31 protein-coding genes are annotated in these 17,945 nt (G+C 57.1%); 3 read left to right on the forward strand and 28 right to left on the reverse strand.

Features of this window, described 5'->3' with window-relative positions; translation table 11 throughout:
* Positions 1-6: 6 nt before the first annotated feature.
* The 28 genes from DW806_RS06670 to DW806_RS06790 form a co-directional block, all read right to left on the reverse strand.
* Entirely contained in the window at positions 7-435 is a 429-nt protein-coding gene (locus DW806_RS06670) for a phage tail tube protein (RefSeq protein ID WP_118729501.1), read from the reverse strand.
* A 60-nt stretch (positions 436-495) separates the two neighbouring features.
* Positions 496-1,695 carry a phage major capsid protein gene (locus DW806_RS06675; RefSeq protein WP_118729502.1) on the reverse strand — a complete coding sequence of 400 codons (1,200 nt, stop codon included), beginning with the start codon at positions 1,693-1,695 and terminating at the stop codon, positions 496-498.
* Positions 1,696-1,724: 29 nt separating this feature from the next.
* Complete coding sequence (locus tag DW806_RS06680) at positions 1,725-2,825, reverse strand: phage tail sheath C-terminal domain-containing protein (protein WP_118729503.1); 1,101 nt, start codon at positions 2,823-2,825, stop codon at positions 1,725-1,727.
* Positions 2,825-4,093 carry a phage portal protein gene (locus DW806_RS06685; RefSeq protein ID WP_118729504.1) on the reverse strand — a complete coding sequence of 423 codons (1,269 nt, stop codon included), beginning with the start codon at positions 4,091-4,093 and terminating at the stop codon, positions 2,825-2,827. The genes DW806_RS06680 and DW806_RS06685 overlap by 1 nt, the downstream gene beginning before the upstream one ends.
* A gap of 12 nt (positions 4,094-4,105) precedes the next feature.
* Positions 4,106-4,261 (reverse strand): hypothetical protein, encoded by a 156-nt coding sequence (locus DW806_RS15170; protein ID WP_158578310.1) that lies wholly within the window; start codon positions 4,259-4,261, stop codon positions 4,106-4,108.
* Positions 4,258-4,521, reverse strand: coding sequence for a hypothetical protein (locus DW806_RS06690; RefSeq protein WP_117490909.1), 264 nt, complete (start codon positions 4,519-4,521; stop codon positions 4,258-4,260). The genes DW806_RS15170 and DW806_RS06690 overlap by 4 nt, the downstream gene beginning before the upstream one ends.
* Before the next feature lie 227 nt (positions 4,522-4,748).
* A complete protein-coding gene (locus DW806_RS15175; RefSeq protein WP_158578311.1) occupies positions 4,749-4,904 on the reverse strand; it encodes a hypothetical protein in 156 nt (51 codons plus the stop codon).
* A gap of 249 nt (positions 4,905-5,153) precedes the next feature.
* Complete coding sequence (locus tag DW806_RS06695; protein ID WP_118729505.1) at positions 5,154-5,672, reverse strand: phage terminase small subunit P27 family; 519 nt, start codon at positions 5,670-5,672, stop codon at positions 5,154-5,156.
* A gap of 13 nt (positions 5,673-5,685) precedes the next feature.
* Positions 5,686-7,059 carry a ParB/Srx family N-terminal domain-containing protein gene (locus DW806_RS15395; RefSeq protein ID WP_442861145.1) on the reverse strand — a complete coding sequence of 458 codons (1,374 nt, stop codon included), beginning with the start codon at positions 7,057-7,059 and terminating at the stop codon, positions 5,686-5,688.
* A 178-nt stretch (positions 7,060-7,237) separates the two neighbouring features.
* Positions 7,238-7,612 (reverse strand): HNH endonuclease signature motif containing protein, encoded by a 375-nt coding sequence (locus tag DW806_RS06710; RefSeq protein ID WP_118729506.1) that lies wholly within the window; start codon positions 7,610-7,612, stop codon positions 7,238-7,240.
* Positions 7,602-7,805, reverse strand: coding sequence for a hypothetical protein (locus DW806_RS06715; RefSeq protein ID WP_118648596.1), 204 nt, complete (start codon positions 7,803-7,805; stop codon positions 7,602-7,604). The genes DW806_RS06710 and DW806_RS06715 overlap by 11 nt, the downstream gene beginning before the upstream one ends.
* Positions 7,806-7,869: 64 nt before the next feature.
* Positions 7,870-8,106, reverse strand: coding sequence for a cysteine-rich KTR domain-containing protein (locus tag DW806_RS16055; RefSeq protein WP_118729507.1), 237 nt, complete (start codon positions 8,104-8,106; stop codon positions 7,870-7,872).
* A complete protein-coding gene (locus tag DW806_RS06725; RefSeq protein WP_118729508.1) occupies positions 8,045-8,875 on the reverse strand; it encodes a rolling circle replication-associated protein in 831 nt (276 codons plus the stop codon). Before DW806_RS06725 ends, DW806_RS16055 begins: the two co-directional genes overlap by 62 nt.
* Before the next feature lie 103 nt (positions 8,876-8,978).
* Positions 8,979-9,146, reverse strand: coding sequence for a hypothetical protein (locus DW806_RS15180; RefSeq protein ID WP_158578313.1), 168 nt, complete (start codon positions 9,144-9,146; stop codon positions 8,979-8,981).
* Positions 9,136-9,441 (reverse strand): DUF3846 domain-containing protein, encoded by a 306-nt coding sequence (locus DW806_RS06730; protein ID WP_118729509.1) that lies wholly within the window; start codon positions 9,439-9,441, stop codon positions 9,136-9,138. Before DW806_RS06730 ends, DW806_RS15180 begins: the two co-directional genes overlap by 11 nt.
* A 9-nt stretch (positions 9,442-9,450) precedes the next feature.
* Complete coding sequence (locus DW806_RS06735; RefSeq protein ID WP_118729510.1) at positions 9,451-9,645, reverse strand: hypothetical protein; 195 nt, start codon at positions 9,643-9,645, stop codon at positions 9,451-9,453.
* Positions 9,642-9,776 (reverse strand): hypothetical protein, encoded by a 135-nt coding sequence (locus tag DW806_RS15890; protein ID WP_279220775.1) that lies wholly within the window; start codon positions 9,774-9,776, stop codon positions 9,642-9,644. Before DW806_RS15890 ends, DW806_RS06735 begins: the two co-directional genes overlap by 4 nt.
* 74 nt (positions 9,777-9,850) lie before the next feature.
* The gene (locus tag DW806_RS06745; protein WP_158578314.1) at positions 9,851-11,203 is read right to left on the reverse strand and encodes a ParB/RepB/Spo0J family partition protein; all 1,353 of its coding nucleotides are present in this window, start codon (positions 11,201-11,203) and stop codon (positions 9,851-9,853) included.
* Complete coding sequence (locus DW806_RS06750; protein ID WP_158578315.1) at positions 11,203-11,964, reverse strand: ParA family protein; 762 nt, start codon at positions 11,962-11,964, stop codon at positions 11,203-11,205. The genes DW806_RS06745 and DW806_RS06750 overlap by 1 nt, the downstream gene beginning before the upstream one ends.
* Positions 11,961-12,200, reverse strand: a complete 240-nt coding sequence (locus tag DW806_RS06755; RefSeq protein ID WP_118729514.1) for a hypothetical protein — start codon at positions 12,198-12,200, stop codon at positions 11,961-11,963. Before DW806_RS06755 ends, DW806_RS06750 begins: the two co-directional genes overlap by 4 nt.
* Positions 12,193-12,363, reverse strand: a complete 171-nt coding sequence (locus DW806_RS15185) for a hypothetical protein (RefSeq protein WP_158578316.1) — start codon at positions 12,361-12,363, stop codon at positions 12,193-12,195. The genes DW806_RS06755 and DW806_RS15185 overlap by 8 nt, the downstream gene beginning before the upstream one ends.
* Complete coding sequence (locus DW806_RS06760) at positions 12,360-13,664, reverse strand: replicative DNA helicase (RefSeq protein ID WP_118729515.1); 1,305 nt, start codon at positions 13,662-13,664, stop codon at positions 12,360-12,362. The genes DW806_RS15185 and DW806_RS06760 overlap by 4 nt, the downstream gene beginning before the upstream one ends.
* Entirely contained in the window at positions 13,652-14,428 is a 777-nt protein-coding gene (locus DW806_RS06765; protein WP_118729516.1) for a hypothetical protein, read from the reverse strand. Before DW806_RS06765 ends, DW806_RS06760 begins: the two co-directional genes overlap by 13 nt.
* On the reverse strand, positions 14,425-14,634 hold the full coding sequence (locus tag DW806_RS06770; protein WP_118360495.1) for a hypothetical protein: 210 nt from the start codon (positions 14,632-14,634) through the stop codon (positions 14,425-14,427). Before DW806_RS06770 ends, DW806_RS06765 begins: the two co-directional genes overlap by 4 nt.
* Positions 14,627-14,920, reverse strand: coding sequence for a hypothetical protein (locus tag DW806_RS06775; RefSeq protein ID WP_118729517.1), 294 nt, complete (start codon positions 14,918-14,920; stop codon positions 14,627-14,629). The genes DW806_RS06770 and DW806_RS06775 overlap by 8 nt, the downstream gene beginning before the upstream one ends.
* Complete coding sequence (locus DW806_RS06780; RefSeq protein ID WP_158578317.1) at positions 14,917-15,378, reverse strand: helix-turn-helix domain-containing protein; 462 nt, start codon at positions 15,376-15,378, stop codon at positions 14,917-14,919. Before DW806_RS06780 ends, DW806_RS06775 begins: the two co-directional genes overlap by 4 nt.
* A 34-nt stretch (positions 15,379-15,412) precedes the next feature.
* Positions 15,413-15,628 carry a helix-turn-helix domain-containing protein gene (locus tag DW806_RS06785; protein ID WP_118360492.1) on the reverse strand — a complete coding sequence of 72 codons (216 nt, stop codon included), beginning with the start codon at positions 15,626-15,628 and terminating at the stop codon, positions 15,413-15,415.
* On the reverse strand, positions 15,629-15,829 hold the full coding sequence (locus tag DW806_RS06790; protein ID WP_118729519.1) for a helix-turn-helix domain-containing protein: 201 nt from the start codon (positions 15,827-15,829) through the stop codon (positions 15,629-15,631).
* A 150-nt stretch (positions 15,830-15,979) separates the two neighbouring features.
* Between DW806_RS06790 and DW806_RS06795 the strand changes: the two genes are divergently transcribed.
* From DW806_RS06795 to DW806_RS15400, 3 genes are read left to right on the forward strand one after another with little or no spacing between them, the layout of a single operon-like run.
* Positions 15,980-16,309, forward strand: a complete 330-nt coding sequence (locus tag DW806_RS06795; protein ID WP_118729520.1) for a helix-turn-helix domain-containing protein — start codon at positions 15,980-15,982, stop codon at positions 16,307-16,309.
* Positions 16,310-16,313: 4 nt separating this feature from the next.
* Positions 16,314-16,736, forward strand: a complete 423-nt coding sequence (locus DW806_RS06800; RefSeq protein WP_118729521.1) for an ImmA/IrrE family metallo-endopeptidase — start codon at positions 16,314-16,316, stop codon at positions 16,734-16,736.
* Positions 16,737-16,784: 48 nt separating this feature from the next.
* Positions 16,785-17,756, forward strand: a complete 972-nt coding sequence (locus DW806_RS15400; protein ID WP_199677286.1) for a DUF4236 domain-containing protein — start codon at positions 16,785-16,787, stop codon at positions 17,754-17,756.
* The last annotated feature ends 189 nt before the right edge of the window (positions 17,757-17,945 follow it).

A 17,945-nucleotide genomic window follows, 5' to 3' on the forward strand; every position in this document is an offset into this window, starting at 1 on the left:
GCCTCCTTACAGGGTCTCCAAAACCTCAAAGTTTCCGAATTTGAAGGGGATCTCTTCCTCGGTCTTGGACTTCTTCTCAAACTTTGCGAGCGTGAACTCGTCAATCGTAATGTCGCTGTACGCTACGCGCTCCGCGCGGTTTGTGCCAGGCATGGTCTGGCTGGTGATGATGGTGATGGTCGGCATCTCGCCGGATTTGTACGCCGCAGACATCAGGCTCAGCACATCACTGTCGATCTTGAGCGTAGTCAGCGTGCCTTCGCCCGAGTAGCCGTTATAAACGCGATAGGTAGCCGGATCGCCACAGACATTAATCTCCTCAAAATCACCGGAAACCTTGGCCTCAACCGACTGCAGCGTGGTCAGCTTTTTGCCGTTAAACCACGCGTGACCGCCGTTGCCGTGCATAATGCGATTGGGGTTAAATTTAGGCATTCTGTGCCCTCCTCTCTATAAATAGGAAGGGCGGCAGCAGCGCCGCCCTTGGGTCAGGCCTTACGCAATGGTCAGAGATACCGCAGCAGCGGCCTCGGAGTCGAACACCTGTGCATCCAGACGGGTGATCGCGCGGACCTCGGTGCTGTTGGTCTTCCATGCGTTGCCGCCGATGTCGGTCGATGCGATCTCAAGCGGCTGACGGCGGAACAGGGTCGCGTACTGGGTGAAATCACCGCAGTAGATCGGCGCCTTGCTGGTCGCGGTCTTGAGGATGCCGTTAGATACAACGGTAATGCCGCGGCCAAACAGCAGCTTGCCGGTCGAGCCGGTCGGATCAGGCTGCAGCAGCGGGCGCTTGTTGCCATCCACCAGCTGGTCCAGAGCGTTAAAGCCGTCCTGATTGGTCACAAAGTGTGCCGTCGCGGAGATTGCCGGGTCGAGCGTCTTGTTAAGCGCAGTCTTCAGCACCTTTACAACGTCCGTCTCGGTCGCGGCTGCGGCGCCGGTGTCGAGCGCGGCCAGCTTGGTGACAAGCAGGTTGTTCTCGGTGATGATCTGCTTCTTGGCGAGCCAACGGCTGATGTACGCCAGCAGCGCCTCGTCGGTGTCGCGCAGCAGGTCGTTGGAGACCGGCAGGATCAGCGCATAGTCCTCGACATTGTAGGCGATCTTGCGGAATGCCGGCTTGTCATCCTGCGGAATCTCAGCCATCTCGTCAATCTTGGTAAAGCCCTTGTTCGGCGCGGTATCTACCACACGCGAGCCGGACAGGAACGATACATTCTCGACCGCAAACAGGTCGGACAGCGGCACCAGAGAGCGGCGCAGCTCGTTAATGCGGGTCTGGATGTCCTGCGGCACCAGCAGGCCGCCGTCTGCCTCGACACCCTCGGTCATGGCACCGGCGTTTTCGGCTGCCATGGCACGGCGCAGAACGTCTGCGTTGGTCTCAAAGGCTGCACGCTGGCCGCGTGCCTGGGCGCGGATGCACTCCGCAAAGGCATGCACGCACTCGCGGCTGTTGACCGGCTCTGCCGCCGGAGGATCGGTGCCGCTGGTCGGTACGCCTTCCGGCTCTGCCGGTACATTCTCCTCGGCTTCCATGATTGCCTTTACGCGGGCAATCTCCGCATCAACGGCGGTGTTCTCTGCCAGCGCCGCGTCAAATGCGGTCTGGTCACCTGCCGCATCCGCCTGTCTCATGCGGTCTACAATGCCGCGCTTCTTAGCGAGCAGGTCAAGCAGTTTCTTCTTCATAGGTCTTGCCTCCTTAATTGTTGTTGTAGTTACGCCATGGTGATCGGGAAAATGAGGTCGGTCATCGAGCCGAGAATCTTGACGTTGGCCGTCAGATAGACAGTGCGCTTGAACGGGTTGGCCTTGACGGTATCATCGTCCCAGTCCGCAGCCTCGCTCTTGCCGGATGCCACCCACGCGGCACGCTGCGCGTCCACGTCGATGCTTGCCGCATTGGCGTAGTCCGGGTCAAGGATGCTCTGTTGCATCAGCTGCCGGAAGTAGCTGCTGTTGAGCGAGGCCACCAGCATCATCTGATTGTCGCGGCTGTTGCGGTAGTTGCCGAGGTAGGTCTCGCGGAATACGGACGTAATGTCGTCGCGCATCATGTCCATCGCCTCGACCGTCTCGATAAACTGCATGTCCTCGGTCTGAGTCTGGCCGTTGGTCGTGGTCATCGAGTTAATACCCTGTGCCACGCGGACATTGCCGTCCTCATCGTTGACAAGAATAAACTTGCCGCTGCCGAGCGCCGCGTCATTGTCCGCAACTTCCTGCACCTCGCTGAGATTGCTGCACAGGTAGTTGGTGCAGCCGCGGGTGACGTTGCACACCGCGAAGATACCGAGCAGGCTCGGCAGATAGGTCACGCCGTCTTTCTTGCCGCGGTCATCCGTGTAGGTGACCGACTCGTTGACAAAATTGACAACGTGCATATCGTCCGGTGCGGTGGTCAGGTTGTAGCAGACCGCCTTATAGGTCTTGTGCTTGGTGTTGTCCTGCGTCTTGACCCACGCAGACAGTGCCAGACCGTCAGCGGCATTCTGGCCGGCAATGGTCAGCCAGCCGGTCTTGACGCGCTTGCCGATCTCGGCGAGCGTATCTGCCAGAGCGCCGTCCGCGTCACAGCGGAACACATGCGCCTGATACGGTGCAAAGCCCAGCATGTCGCAGATGGCAGCATAGTTGTCTGCGGTGTACAGGCTCTCGTCCGCCTGCGCGGCGCTGAGGTCGCTGTACTGCTTGTGCGTAAATGTCTTGTCGGTGTCGTCTCTCACGATCAGGATTGCGACACCGCGCTCGCTGCGGCCGATCAGGCTCACAGCACGCTGCTCAAACGTAATGTCGATTTTAGGCATTGTGATTGCCATTATGGGGTCACTCCTTTCTGTTCCTCGCCGTCCGCTCCGTTGCGGCGGCGGCTCAGGTCCCGCCAGTCCTCCAGCGGGACGTAGTTAAGGCTTGCCAGACGGTCATCGCCGCCGGGCACGTCCGGCAGGTCCTCGAGTGCGCGGATATCGTCCACGCTGTACGCGCCGATCTCGCGCATGGACTTGTACCATGCAGCCCGAGCCGTCCAGTCTCCACGCAGCTCGCCCATCATGTTGCGGCGCAGCTGCAGGCCGCGGCTGCACTCGCTCTCAAGCAGCAGCTTGTGCGTGTCCTCCTGCTCGTGCTCGCTGACGATTGGGCTGAGCGTGCGCTGGATATACTCAATGGCCGCCTGCGTGTTGGCGGCATAGCTCTCCTTGCCCGCGCCGAGCTTGTAAAACGGAATGTTAAACAGCCGGGCAATGTCCTCGACGCTGGCAGCCTTACTCTCGATAAACTGCGCGTCACGGTTGGTTGCGGTGAGTGGCGTGTACTTGAGGCCGTTATCCAGCACCGCAATGCGGTAAGCGTTGTCCGCTCCGGAGTGGATGCTTTCCCACTCGGCTCGGATTTTGCTCTTGATGTCCACTTTCTCGCCGCCGATGGTGGTCGGCCTTGGCGAGAGATCGGTGTCGGTGGTCAGAATGCCGCTCACCTGACCGCCGTTGCGGTAGTAGTTGCTCTCGTACCGCTGCGCCTGCAGGGCCGCCTCGATGGTCTCGGCACCGCGGCGCAGATAGCTGATGCCCTCAAGGCCGTCTGTGCTGAATGCCTTGTAATGCAGCACATCGGTCGGCCAGAACTTGCGGTACTCCTGCGTTTTGGGATTGATGCCGACATACCACAGCTTGGCGTTGGTGTCGAGGATCGGCAGCATGTAGCCCGGCGCGATCGGCAGCAGCTCCACCGGCTGTCCCCACTTGTCGCGCAGGATGAGCGCGTAAGCGTTGCCGTAAGCAATACGGCGGCTCTCCATCAGCTTGTGATAGTCAAACGCGGTCAGGGCCTCGGTCGGTCTGCCGGTCAGCAGCCGCACCGCCGGATGGTCGGGCACCCGCTCGCGGGTCTCGCCGTCCATCAGGTAGATCGGCATTTTCGCCACACTGTCTGAGATGATCTCGATGCAGGCGTTGACGGCAGGCAGTTTCATGGCCTGCATTTCCTTGCCGCCAAACAGGGTGCTGCCGCCCGTGCTCCATCCGGTCGGGTCGTCCAGCGTCAGCGTGGTCTGACCACGGATGCGGTGTAAAATCTTATCTGCGATCATTGCTGCACCGCCTTACACGACCATCAAAATCGACAGCAAGATAGCGAGCACACCGCCCGCGATTGCGGCCAGCGGCGGCCAAATCGTGTAGAGTCCAACCATAATAACAACCACGCCGCCCAACAGCAGAGCGTCAGACAGCAGCGCGACTACGATTTTCTTCATCATTCACTTTCCTCCTCTGTCGGTGCGTCATCCTCCGGCGCGTCAACCAGATTATCCAGCAGTGCACACTCGCCTGCCGTCGCAATGCCGAGGTACGCCATCAGCGCCGCACGGCCGTAATCGTCGGTGCCGTTGTCGCGCTCCCAATATTCGGTCGCCTCGCGCCAGGTCATAGTGCGGTGCTCCGCGTTCACACCGCTCGCAATCAGGCGGATATCCTCCGCTTTGCTGATGTAGTCGATGCGTTTTTCTTTCTTTGCCATCTCTCTCACCCCTTTCCGAGCAAAAAATAAGAGCCGACGAGACAAATTGCTCGTTGGCTCTGGCTCTCAGGCTCTGGCTCTCTACCGCTTTCCCGCGTCGGCTCTGTTAAATTGATTTCCGGTGCTCTGACGGACGCGGCGGCGTTCCGTTACCGCCGTGCCCTGCGCAAAATTATTTTGGAGGTTGTTTCTCGGGCAGCTGCTGCCGCCCGTCACAGCACCGGATTTTACTTTTTGTGTGCGGTGTTCAAGTTGGACACCGCCTTGCGCATTTTCTTATGCGGGCACTCCCGCATCTGTCCGGCCCGCCGCCAGGCGCTCTCGCAAAAGCCCTGGACGTTGAGCATCGGGCACATAGCCGGACAGATTGTTCGATCTTGCATTGCTTTCTCCTCCTGCGCTCCGGCGGACGCACCCGCTCGTCTGCATTCCGGGTGCACCCGCTTGTATCCTTGCCACTCTGACGTGGGGGACGGCGGAATGGCTGACCACCGTCCGCCGCAGCGCAGGAAGCTGTCCGAGGCTCTGACGGACAGGCGAGGAATAAACCACCAAACCTCGCCTGCCGCTATACCAAACCGAAAGGAATCAGGCAGCCATTACACTGCCCGTCACAACCTCGGACGTATGTCTCACGCCTTACGGCGCTCTGCCCGCTCGCGCAGCATTTTGCTGAGCGGGTCCTCGTCGGCCTCATCCTTGGGCGGCTCCGGCATCACGAGCCTGCACCGCGCCGACACGCTCAGACCGAGCGCCGCCGCGGTGCTCTGGCACTGACCGAAGTAGATGTTTGCCGTTTTTGTCCACGCGCCGGACTCCTTGGCGTCGCCCTGCATGATCGCGCGGTTCGCCCAGTTCTGGGCGTTCTGCCAGGCGGCGCGAGCGATAAAATACCGCGCCAGCATATCGTAGTCAAGGTCGGAAAAGATATGCAGAGCAACCAGCTTTTTGGCCGTCGCGCGGTACTCATCAGCCATAGCCTTCGGCAGATATTTTGGTATCTGTATGCGTTTCGGCTCGTTGGCACGCACCTCGCTCTTGGCTTTTGCCTCGATCTCGGCGTTTGTCCGGTGTCCTGCCATGCGCCGTCGCGCCTGCTTGATGTCCACCGTGCCGTCCGCCTCCCGCGGAATTGGCTTGCTTGCTGGCATATCTCTCACCTCCTCACTTTAATCCGTTGATGATTTCGCGCTCTGCATCCGACAGCTGCCATTTTGTCGCGGCAGCCTTCTCGGCGGCAGCCTTCTCGGCGGCGGACTGGCTGCCAAGCAGCAGTCCGCCGCCGTAAATTGCCTTTCCAGCTTCGCGCTGCGCTTCTAACGCTCGCACCGGTGCACAGCTTTCCGGCATGATCTCCAGCGACATACCGTGTGCCGCAAGATAACCCAGTCCCGCCGCCGTTGCGACCTCGACAGGATAGGAATACTTCGGGAGCGGCTCCGATGAGCGGCGCTCGTCCTTCGCCTGCGCGTCTGCGGTGGTGCTCCGGTCGTGCAGCTCGTGGCTGACCGTCACCCTTGCAGTACCCATGTTGGTCTCAAACGAGGTATTCACGATCGCGCCGTTCTCGTAGGTAACAGAGCCGTGCGCGATGACCGAGTGCAGCCAATCCCGCCCGATCATACGGGCAAAGGCGGTCAGACTCGGTGCAAACAGGAAGAAATCAATGTGGTGTGCGTGGTAAAAATCCACGATCTCCGCCAGAATGGAAAACGGCGGATTGTCAATCACGACCGCACCGTCCGGATACGTCATTTTCTGATAGTCGCCGCCCGGATAAAACGGCCGTACAATCGGACGGTCTGCCAGACCGTACTTGTCAATCGCCCAGGTCTTGACCGCCTCGTACACTGGTGCAGGCGTGTAGCAGTCGTCCGTGGTTTTCTTTGGCTTGAATTTATCGACAAATGCTTGGTATTCCTCGGATTCTTCGCCTGCCTCAGCGGCAGACATTCCGGCCTCAAACGCTTCGGCGGCCAACGCCGCAACATCCGGCATATCCGTTTCGGGTGTGTCCGGTTTTGACTTAGGTTCGCCGCTTTTCGGCTTGTTCTCGCCCAAGGCATCCGCCAAAGCCGCCGGATCGTCAAAGATCATGGTCTCCGCGTCAAATCCGGCCAGAGCAAGGTCCATGCCATCAGCCTTGATCTCGCCCAGCTCAAGCGCCAGCATCTCGGTGTCCCAGCCGGACTGCTCCGCAAGGCGGTTGTCTGCCAGAATATACGCGCGGCGCTGTGCGTCCGTCAGGTGCTCGACCAGCACGCACGGCACCTCGGTCATGCCCTCGGCCTGCGCCGCCAGCACACGCCCATGCCCGGCGATGATATTCCGGTCGCTGTCGATCAGCACCGGATTGACAAAGCCAAACTCCCGCAGGCTCGCTCTGATCTGGGCGATCTGGCTCTCGCTGTGTGTCCTCGCATTTCGCGCATAGGGCACCAGCTCCCCGATCGGCACGCGCACCATCTGTTCCGGCATAAACCACGCCGCTTTTACCTCGCCCGGCCCTGCCGAACCGACGCTTTTCTTGTTTGCCATTCCAAAACCTCCAAAATTCCCGCTCCATTGGGAAAAAATCTCGCACGAATAGGGGGCTGCGGTCAGGAGCGCCCCGCCGCAAAACTTTCCGAGGGTGGGGGGACTCCGAGAAATCTTGAGATTTCTCGCCAAGTTCGCGCACACCCACCTGCCTGCGCCCGTCCAAGCCTTCCGCCTTTCAGCGTCGTCTGGCCTTGCCTTTAGCCCTGCTTTCGGCTATGGTCTTTGCGCTGTGGCAGCTGTGACACAGGCTTTGCAGATTGCTGCGGTCCGTGAACTTCTCCCAGTCGCCGTTATGCGGCTCGATGTGATCCACGTCCGTCGCTCTGGTGCGAACGCCATGCCGTGCACACTCCCGGCACCATCGCTCACGCAGCAGCTGTGCCGGCCGCAGGTTGTCCGTCCAGATCGGCAGGCTGTACCAGCCACGCCACCGGCGGCTCTCTGTGCTGCGCCGTGCGCTGTCCTTGGGTCTGTGCTTGTCACAGTACCCGCACCGCACCAGCTCCCGGCAGCCGGGATGCAGGCACGGCCTCAGCGGCTTACTTGTCATACTCGAGCATGTCGTGCAGGGCGGACTCGGTAGACGTGATGATGCTCTTGAGCCGACAGATGCGCACCGTCAGCTTGTAGCGCTTCTCAAAGCTCGGTTCAAGCTCACGCTCCCGCAGCAGATCAAGCCGCCGCTGACGCAGCCGATCGAGGTTGCGCTTATATTCTGGTATCATTTCGCGCACCGTTTGCACGCCACTCACCGCCTTCCTGGCAAAAAATAAAAGCCGAACAAACCACACCCATCTCTGGTGCAGTTTATTCGGCTCTGGCTCTCAGGCTCTGGCTCTTCCCGTCATACGTGATGACAGTCTCAGTTCTGCAGAATTTGCAGAACAGCGGAAAATTCCGCAACACTGTGCGTCCCTTGATTGCGACCACGTTGGTCGGCCGCTTGCATCGCGGGCACACAAGTTTTATTCTTTTGTCTTGATTATACACCTTTCGTCCTCCTATGTCTACCCGTTCGCTTTCGTTTCTCCACAACCGTGTCATATGTTATAGAGCATTCCAAGCCAGCAACAACGCGCGTGCGTGTGCGCGTTGCGTGTGTATTATAATAGGTATTTTTCGGCATTAAATATTTAACAAATCGGCAGGATGCAATCTCATTTCTGCCGCCGCCCTCATCGAGCACCTGTGCTCCGGGCGGTGCATCAACGGTCGTCCCGTCGTCCACCCACTCGTAAGTGGTGACAGGTCGGGCAAGGTTGCGGCTGCCGACAAACTGCTTTTTACCGTTGAGGCTGGCTTCTCGGCGCTCTTTGGTGAGATAGCCAGCCCAACCGTCGTATCCGCGCTCGCGGATGTAGTTGAGCTGGATGTCGTCACCCCAGATCCAGAGCGACCGCATCAGTTCCAAGTCACCGCCTGCGGCGTTGATGATGATGTGCGCGTGTGGTCGGTGATCACCGTGCCTGCCCTCGAGCACATAAATGTATTTCAGATCTGGAAGACCTCGCGCTTTGCGGTAGGCCCGCATCTGCGAGAACACTTTGCCGAGGTGTTTGCGTGTCACGTCGGCGCTGTCCGGCAGGTCCGCATCTCGATAGGTGACGGTCAGTACCAGATCGGTATCGTCAAAGTTGGTCGCCATCAGCATTTCCAGTTTACGCTGCGCCGTGTTGGCGTTGGTGCGTTGGATCTGTTCCTCCGTCACCTCGCGGATGCGCTTGCGCTCCTGTTTGCTGGCGTTTGGTCGCGGCACCGTGTAGGTGATGTCCCACACCAGCCGTCCGGCTCGGATTGTCTTTCTCCTCTTCATTCAGCCCTCCCGGTGTCCAAATTGAACACCACAGCGGACGAGTTTCCCCGTCCGCGTGTAGTTTTATAGAATATCCGCAAAATTTCGGTTTGTCAAATATTTTTTAGTTCTTTAGATGCTGGCGCATGATTTCGACCGCCATGCGGCAGGCCTCGTCGCAGGCGACCAGCACCTTCTCTTTGCCGCGCAGTCCGCCATAGTATTCGATCTCGCCTAACGCCTCGGCCGAGGTTTCCGGGTCGAGGATGCGGATTGCTTGGTTAATCGTCATGGGTGTTGTCCTCATCCCGCAGATGATGCATCAGGAAGTCGGCCTCCGGCACATCGCAGAACTCGTCCTTGTTGCGGCCGACCACGAGGAGCGGACCGACGAAATCCACGCCGAAGAACCGGCAGTTGTACGGCATTCCGAGCAGCACTCCTTCCTCGTTGCAGATAATGACGGCATCCGATGCAATCGTTACGGTTTCGATGTAGCCGCCGACTTCCTGCTGCAAGGCTTTCAGCGTATTCTCTACCTCTACCAGTTCCGGTTCACAGCCGGGCTTTTTACGGATTGCTTTCATATCTTCCTCCTACTTCAAATACCGCTCGATCGGCTCAAACGGAATGGTGAACTGCACATTGCCGTCGTTGATGCTCAGTGTCTTGCCGATTTCATCGTTGGTGATGATGCAGTCGAACGTTTTCGGCACCATGAATGGAGAACCCGATACGTTCACACCTCCGTCGACGCGGACATGCAGATTTTTAATCTTCTTTTTCTTCATGCCTCGTTACATCCCAACTCCTTCAGTCGTACCATCGGGCACTGCTCGCACTTGTCTACCAACGCCTCATAGTCCATCTCAAACGGAAACTTGCAATACTCATCACAGAACTCGCTTGCAAGTTTGTTCACCGTCTGCTCCCAGCATCCTGTATGGAATACCGGACCAGAGCGCACGCCCTGTCCGCAAAATTTACACTTCGCCATTATTCCGGGAACACCTCCGTCCACGCGCTGACGAGGATGTTTGCCTCGCATGCTTCATCGTCCAAATCCGGGAAGAACCATTTACCGTCACGGTAAACATACTCACCGTAGCGATTAGAGCAGCCGCACAGCTTACACAGCACCCGAGCGCCCTCCGGCGGCCGCTCCTCGGTGTACTTGTGCCAGATGCTGCACGCCGGATGGTCGGCAATCATCTCAAATGGGTCAATACCGACCGATGCTGCCATCTCAAACAGCTCCGCAAGGTCAGGCACACAGCCGAACGGCTGCGAAGCCCACAGCCAACTCATATTCCACCGGAAACGCTTATCCTCAAAATCATCAGCGCACCGAATATCCTTGCAGGCCAGCGCAAAGCGGATATTGCGCCGAGCTTCTGCCAGCGGCGAAGCGTTGAACTCTGCCAGTCTGCGTTCCCGTTCCTCGTTGTCCTTGACCTTGTTTTTCTCCCGCTCAATGCGCTGCTTGACCTTGCCGCACACGCGGTCACAGTTGGCGGCAAGCGAGCACTCATGGCAGCAGCCCTCGCAGTGCCCGCCTTTGACCCATGCGGCACGCTTGTCTGCACCGGTGCAAGGCTCTATGCAGGGCGATGCTTCCGGGCAGGTCAGCGGTGTAAAGTCAAATTCCGCCGCCTTGCGGTGCGCTCTAATCTTCTTGCTGTCCAAATTCCAATAGCGGTCTTTGTATGCTCCATGCAGCTCCCTTTGCAGATCTGCATCACACTGGCTCAGCTCATAGGCGGCGCTGTCGTTGATGCGGTGGCACTTAAAATCGCCTTGCCAAGCCTTGGTCAGCCCGTTGTTGATAGCCTTTGCCCTGGCGATCTGGCTCTCGGACGTTTTGAGCACCTCGGCAACATAGCTGCGCAGCTTGCCCGGCAGCTCGACCACGCCGCGTGCCTGCAAATCCTTGAGCGCGGCCTCAATCTCCTTTGCCGCCTGGCCGGTGTACTCAGCGGTCAAGCCACCGCCGCCGCGTGCCATGGTGTTGGTCCAGTGCAGGATCAGCACCTGCAGGGATGAGTCAAGGTCAGCGTCAAGCACGATACAGGGTGCGGTCTTGCGGTCGAGCAGCGCCAGCGCGTTCCTCCGGCGGTGTCCTGCAAGGAGTAAGTACCCGCCCTCGGTCTTGCGGCGCACTACAAGCGGCTGCTGCAAGCCGATGACCTTGATGGACTCGGCCAGATCGTCAATGCCGGTCTGCGTGTAAGTGTTGGCGGCGTTCTCCTCGATCTCGGCGAGCGGAATCTGCTCCACCCGCATTTCTCCGGTGTCCGATTTGGACACCGCCTCGCCCATCAGCTCCGCAAGGTTGAATTTCTTAGCCATTACAGTCCCTCCATAATCTCTTCTACCCATGCCCGATAGTCACGGGCAGCCGCCGAAGTCGGCGACCAGCGCGTTACCGGCTGGGCGGCGTAGGTGCTCTCCGTTACCTTGTCAGTGCGGCGGATTTTTTGTGAAAACAGCGGGATCGGGCTGTGCTCACGCAGCCACTCCTCACTCTGGCGCGTTGCGTCTGCATTGTGCCAGATCGTCAGCAGACCGCGAACACTGCGCTTGGCAAGGCCGGTGCTCTGCACACTGGCAATCTGATCGGCAAGCAGCCGCATGCCAGCCATCTCAAACGCGCCCGGTTTGATCGGCACGAAGACCATATCACTGGCAGCAATCGCCGAGATGCACGGCAAGCTGAACGACGGCGGGCAGTCGAAGATCATCACGTCGTACGCATCATCCTCGACCAGTGCGTCACGCAGATCTGCGTACACGCGAACCGCACGTTTGCGATCAATGTCCGCGTCCAGATCGACCGATGCCAGCTGCATGTCGGACGGGATGATATCTAGATCGCGGTAAATGGTGTGCTGGATGACGTCCTCGTAGTAGGCCGTACCGCCATCGAACAGGTCGGCGGTGCTGCAGGCATCCGGCACGACTCCGATATACTGCGAAGCGTCACCCTGCGGGTCGCTGTCTACCAACAGCACGCGCTTGCCATAGTCAGCAGCCAAAATGCCTGCAAGGTTTACGGCGGTGACGGTCTTGCCGACGCCGCCCTTCAAATTCACTATGCTAATCGTTTTCAAGATGTTTTCGCTCCCGCTCTCTGCATCAGCTGCTCATAGTCTTTCTTGATTATGCCAGACCCGATCAGAGCCATGATATACTGCATCGCCTTGTCGGCAGTCTCGTCATTCGTCGCCTGGCAAACTACGCGATACAGCGAGATCAACGCACGGCGGATGTCATCACCCAAAATCTTTCCGTCCGCGAAATCAAATTTGCATTCGGCCTGTATTCCGTTAATTTTAATCTCAATCATGCTGTTTCTCCTTCCGGTTTCGTTTGATATATCTCAGCACCGCGCCGAGGGCTTCTGCCCTCTCACGGTACTCCCGCCGCATTTCCGGCGGACAAACCTTGCTTTGCGCGTACAACCGGCGGCGCTCAAACCGCAGACGCGGGATTGCTTTGCTTAATCTCATGCTGTTGCATCATCCTCCATCATGCGTAATTTGGACTGGTAAAAGCCCTGCCACTGCACCAAAAATCGCTGCTGTGAGCCGCAGAACCAGAACGGGATGCGTCCTCGCATGCCGTTTTTGTTTTTGACAATCTTAACGACGCGCAATCTGCCAGCTTTAAGGTCAGCCATCGCCTCTTTATCGCTCTTGACCTCCTCTTCGTCCGGATAATCCAGCAGCATAATCACGTCTGCGTCCTGCTCAATCTGGCCGGAGCTGCGCAATGCCTCCATGCCTTCGCCGCCTCGGCTAAGCTGGCTAAGCGCGATCACACACACGCCGCTTTTGGCTAATCTCTGGAGTCCGGCTGTGACCTCCGTTACAGTCTCGTACTCTTTGCCGACGTGCTTAGGATTGCTCGACCGGACAAGCTGCAAATAATCCACCACAATAACATTCGATCTGTTATTGTTGGTTACAGCGCGTATCTCCTCGACCGTCATGCCACAAGCGTCGTAAAAATTAAAATTGTGGCTTAAAAGCTGCTTTGACGTCTTAGCCAAGGCCAGAGTCTCATCTTCCGTCAGCTCTCCAGATTGGATATGCGCCAGATCAACGCCTGCGCGCAGCGCCATCATGCGATCCTCCATCGTTTGATTATCCGTCTCAAACGAGAAGAATGTTACGTTATGAGTCTGCGCCATATGTAACGCTACCTGCAACGCAAACGCCGTTTTCCCGGCGCTGGGTCGCGCACCGATTACGATATAGTTTTTGAGATTGGCCTTAACAAACCTGTTAAGTTCATCAAAACCAAAGTCGAGATATTGCCGCTTAACGCCTTGATGCTCTTGGAAATCAACCTGCAGATCGGTCATCGTGTAATTGCGCTTATCATTTCCGGCTGAAATTACGCTGTTTATGCCCTCGATTTTCCCGATCAGCTCCTCTATCGGCAGCCCCGCGAAATTGACATCTAACGCCTCGCGGAGCAGCTTTTGCAGGCGGTACCGCTTGGACATCTCAAGCAGTTTGTCCACATACGTGTCGCAGTAACGCGCCGATGGCGTGATCTGCTCCAGCTCCTTGAGCCAAGACATAAACTCTGCGCCGCACGCCGCACGAACGGTCAGCGGGTCGATTACGTCGCCGTTTGAGTACATCTTGCGGCAAGTCTCAAAAATCTGGCGCGAGATGCCGGTCACAAAGTCCTCCGACTTAACTCGAGCAAATACCAGCGGAGCGTTTACCGCGCCGTCCGCAATCAACGTGCCCAGCACGCTATCCTCGGCCTCGTGGTACAAATCCATCATATCAGCCATTTCAGTTCTTCCCCGCCTTTCTTCGGCGGCTTAGCTGCCGCCGGATTATCGTACTTGCCCTCAAGCACCTTGACCAGATTATTCTCGTTCAGCAGCCAGTCAAAATCGGCCTTCCAATGGCGGTCGTTCTGGCCGGCGCAAAAGCTGCTCGCCTGTGCCCTGCGGAACGCCTCATCGAGCTGCTCCGGTGTGTAGCCCTTGCCGTAGATCAGGCGCACCGCTCGGCGGCGCTTGTCCGTCAGCCGGACGACTCTCGGCAGGTTGGTGCAGATGGCGTTGTACCGGTCTGCAAGCTGCTGCGGCTTATTGCTTATTTCGGGCTTATTTGCCTTATCTTCCTCTTCTTTTATCTGTGTCTTTAACTGTTCATTAATCATTTCACCGTTTGGTGACAGGTTGTCACCGTTCCGTGACAGGGTGGTGTCACCAAACGGTGACACCTCACCACCAAACGGTGAAATGGGTAATTTGCTCTCGTCGAGGGCGTAAAACAGGGTGCGGTCATGGCTGTCCCTGGCGTAGTTCGCGGTCAGCAGAACACCCTTGTCCTTGAGGTTCTTGACGATGCGCTCAATCTGCCGCCGTGACCAAAACGGGAACAGTTTTTCCATTGCACGCAGGCTGTTGTACGTCCAGTATCGGCCTTCGTGATAGTGCCGGTCGTTGGCTGCGTTCTTTTCGATCCAGAACTGCAGGCGCGAGATGAAAACCGCACCGTCCACGCCGTACATCTCAGCCACAGCACCGTCAAAATGGAAATTCATGTGTCAACCTTCCCCTCCTTTCGCCTCTCGCTCAGCATGATGCTTGCCTTGTACATATCGATGTTCTGGCGCAGATGATGATACAGACCGACCATCACCAGAAATTCAGCCAGTTCTCCCGGTCGGCTGCTCTTCTTCTCTGCCAGCTCCGCGATTTCTGTCCACAGCTCGTCAGGGATTGGCAGTCGCACGTTTACCTCATGCATCGCGCACACCTCCCAACAACAGCGCCAGACCGACCACCCCGGCCAGCACCGTGCCCCACAGCGGCAGCGTGCCGTTGTCCGTCAGTCCGGCCGTGAGCAGCAGCAGCGTAAAGCCGATGCCGACCATGCGCGGGCGCACGCCCTGACAGCCGCCATCGAGCACCTCAAAATCCGGTACTTGACGGTCGATGGCTGTGGTGGTATAATTATAAATACAAGATGTTTTTGCATTGACGCTCAGTACGGTTGCCGCCGTCTGGGCGTTTTTTCTTTGTCCGTTTTTCAATTTTCTCGCTCCTTTGCTGTCTCGCCGCTGATCAAGGCCATCTCTGCCAGATAGGCCCGCCGCAGCATACGCTGCACAATGGCGTTATATCGCGATGATTCATCATCGTCAATTTTGCGGTCGAGGGCGATCATCGCCAGATCGTGCGCGTCGGCACGCTCCTGCTCATAGTCCTCGCTCTCCAAGCCGACCTCCAAGGCCAGCTGCTGCAGCTCGACATTGCTTTCCGGCCGCCGCCACAGTGTACCCAGCGGACACCGGTTGCAGTAATATCCGCGCAGCCACGGCGCACGATACGCCTCTGCCATCTCAGCCACGCGCACCGGCGTAGGTGTCCGGTCCTCCTGCTCGATAGCCTGCAGATTCCGCACCGACCAGCCAAGCATCTCGGCTGCTTTTTCCTGCGTCAAACCCGCACCTTCGCGGGCACTTTGGTAGATATTCTGGTATCTTTCCATCGTTGTCCTCGCTTTCTTCCTTGTGATAAAATTATCACAGAATGTAACCGATACGCTGTTGCCGCAGCGCTTCTGTGTCGGCCTGCTCCTTTGCTTTTTCAAAACGCAGGACTTCATCCTGGCGGACCTTCCAGCCTGCAATTTTTACTGCTGACAGTTGGCCGCTCCGGAGCAAGGTGCGAACGTATGACGGCGAGCACATCCAGCGCTCGGCAAGCTGATCGACAGTCATATACTTGTTCGATGCCATTTAGACTACCTCCTTTTCGTCCTTGTACAGATCGTCCAGCGTGCAGCCGAGGTAGATTGCGATGTCCGGCAGCAGTCGGGACGGAGGGTACAATCCTTCGCTCTCCCACTTGACTATTGCGGTCTGGCCAACACCAAAATGTGCCGCCATATCCACCTGCCGCAGACCCTTTGCCTGTCGCAACTCTTTAATCCGTTTCATTGTGTCACCTCCTAATATTACTCTCTGTGTTATTTACTATATATCACTGCGAGTAATATGTCAAGCTATTTTGAAAATATTTTTCACTTTTTGAAATATCATATTTTCTGATATCACAAAAAGTGCTATTATACCAACGAGGTGAACTGTATGATACGCATTAAAGAGTTGCGCACCGAAAAGCAGATATCACAGAAAGATTTAGCCAAGCACTTCCATGTGGCACAGAGTACCATCTCAAGCTGGGAAAAAGGCGCACGTGATCCGGATACAGCCACGGTAGCCGCACTGGCTGCTTTCTTTGGTGTATCAACCGATTACCTGCTTGAAAAGACCGACATTCGATCCGATACGCGCACAACGTTGGACGATGATGACATCAAGTTTGCGCTTTTCGGCACGACTGACATTGACGATGCAACATTAGAGGACATCAAGGCATACGCACGTTTCAAGCGTGAACAATATAGCAAAAGGTAACTTTATGGATCGCAGAACGAGCTTATATCTATACGCATGGCGGAACCACATTGACGTGGACTACTTCCCCATGCAGACAGCCGAGGCTTTCTCGGTTCCAATCGGTGGCACTTGCGCCATCGCTCTGGACCCGACCAAGATCCGCTCCGAAGCGGACGAGGCAGTCAAGCTGTCGCACGAACTCGGCCACTGTGTCTACGGCGGATTTTATAATCAGTACACACCGCTGGATGTCCGCGAGCAGCACGAGAACAAGGCAAACGCCTGGGCAGTATACCGGCTTATCCCTTGGGGTAAGCTCAAGCAGGCCGTGAAAAGCGGCATCACCGAAGTGTGGGACTTGGCCGAGTATTTTGACGTGACCGAAGATTTCATGCGTTGGGCGCTCTCCTACTACACAGAGCGCAAAAACTATAAATTTGAGTAAAAAAATAAAGGTGTTCAATTTGAACACCTCGACAAAGGGGTTTAGGATATGGGATTCAGATTTCGCAAATCTGTAAAAATCGCACCCGGCGTGCGGCTCAATATCGGCAAGAAGTCGGTCGGCATTTCCGCCGGCGTCAAGGGTGCCCGCGTGTCGGTCAACAGTAACGGTCGCAAAACTACGACCGTCGGTCTGCCTGGCACCGGTCTGTCGTACAGCAAAACCGAGAAGATCGGCGGCAGCAAGACTAAAGCCGCCAGCACGTCGGCCTCCAATGAACCGCTGGATACCATTACCCGTCCCGATCTGCCGCCCGCACAGCCGCAGGAAGAAAAGAAGAAAAACGGCTGCTGTGGCTGTGCCGTATATGCTTTTATTGCATTGCTGATTATCGGTGCGCTTGGCAGCTGCATCGGTGGCACGGATGATAAAGACAAGCAGACCGATACGGCTAACGATGGCACACAGGCCGCAGTCATTACACAGCTGACGCAGACAAGCGATGCTGTTACCGAGATTGACCTCGGCAGCAGTCAGACCCTGACCTATACCGTTGATCCGTCCGACTTTGCGATGACCGCTGACGCAGTATATGCCACCACCTCAGACAGCGATGTGCTTGCCGTATCGGCGGAATGTCTCAGCGATCCGGCACGCGTAGAGGTGACGCTTACTGGCAAAGCCGCAGGCACCGCAGACTACACCGTTCGCGCCGCCGACAGTGATGTGCAACAGACCGGACAAGTTACTGTCCATGATCGAGCAGCCGAGCAGGCAGAAGCTGAGGCTAAGGCCGAACAGGAGGCAGCTGAAAAGGCTGCGCAAGAACAGGCAGCCGCCGAAGCTGCAGCGGCTCAGCAAGCAGCGCAGGAGCAGGCCGCCGCTCAGCAGAGTGAGACTGTTTACATCACGCCCAGCGGCAAGCGTTGGCACCGTTCCGCAAGCTGTGCCGGCAAGAATGCCCGCGCAGTCACGATGGATCAGGTCGGCAGCCGCACGCCCTGCCAAAAGTGCGCATAAAAATAAACAGCAGACCCTCTCCCCTTGGGGTCTGCTATATTTTCAATCATGCAATCGAACAAATGTACGTTTTTGGAGGTTTTTATGGCTAAAAACACAATAAAAATCTGATTATCCGCTAAAACACAGTATCTATCAGCATTTTCAAGGAAACAAACACATCAATTTACTACTTATTTACTACCATTG

The organism is Butyricicoccus sp. AM32-19 (assembly GCF_003480365.1).
Classification (GTDB): Bacteria; Bacillota; Clostridia; order Oscillospirales; family Butyricicoccaceae; genus Agathobaculum; species Agathobaculum butyriciproducens.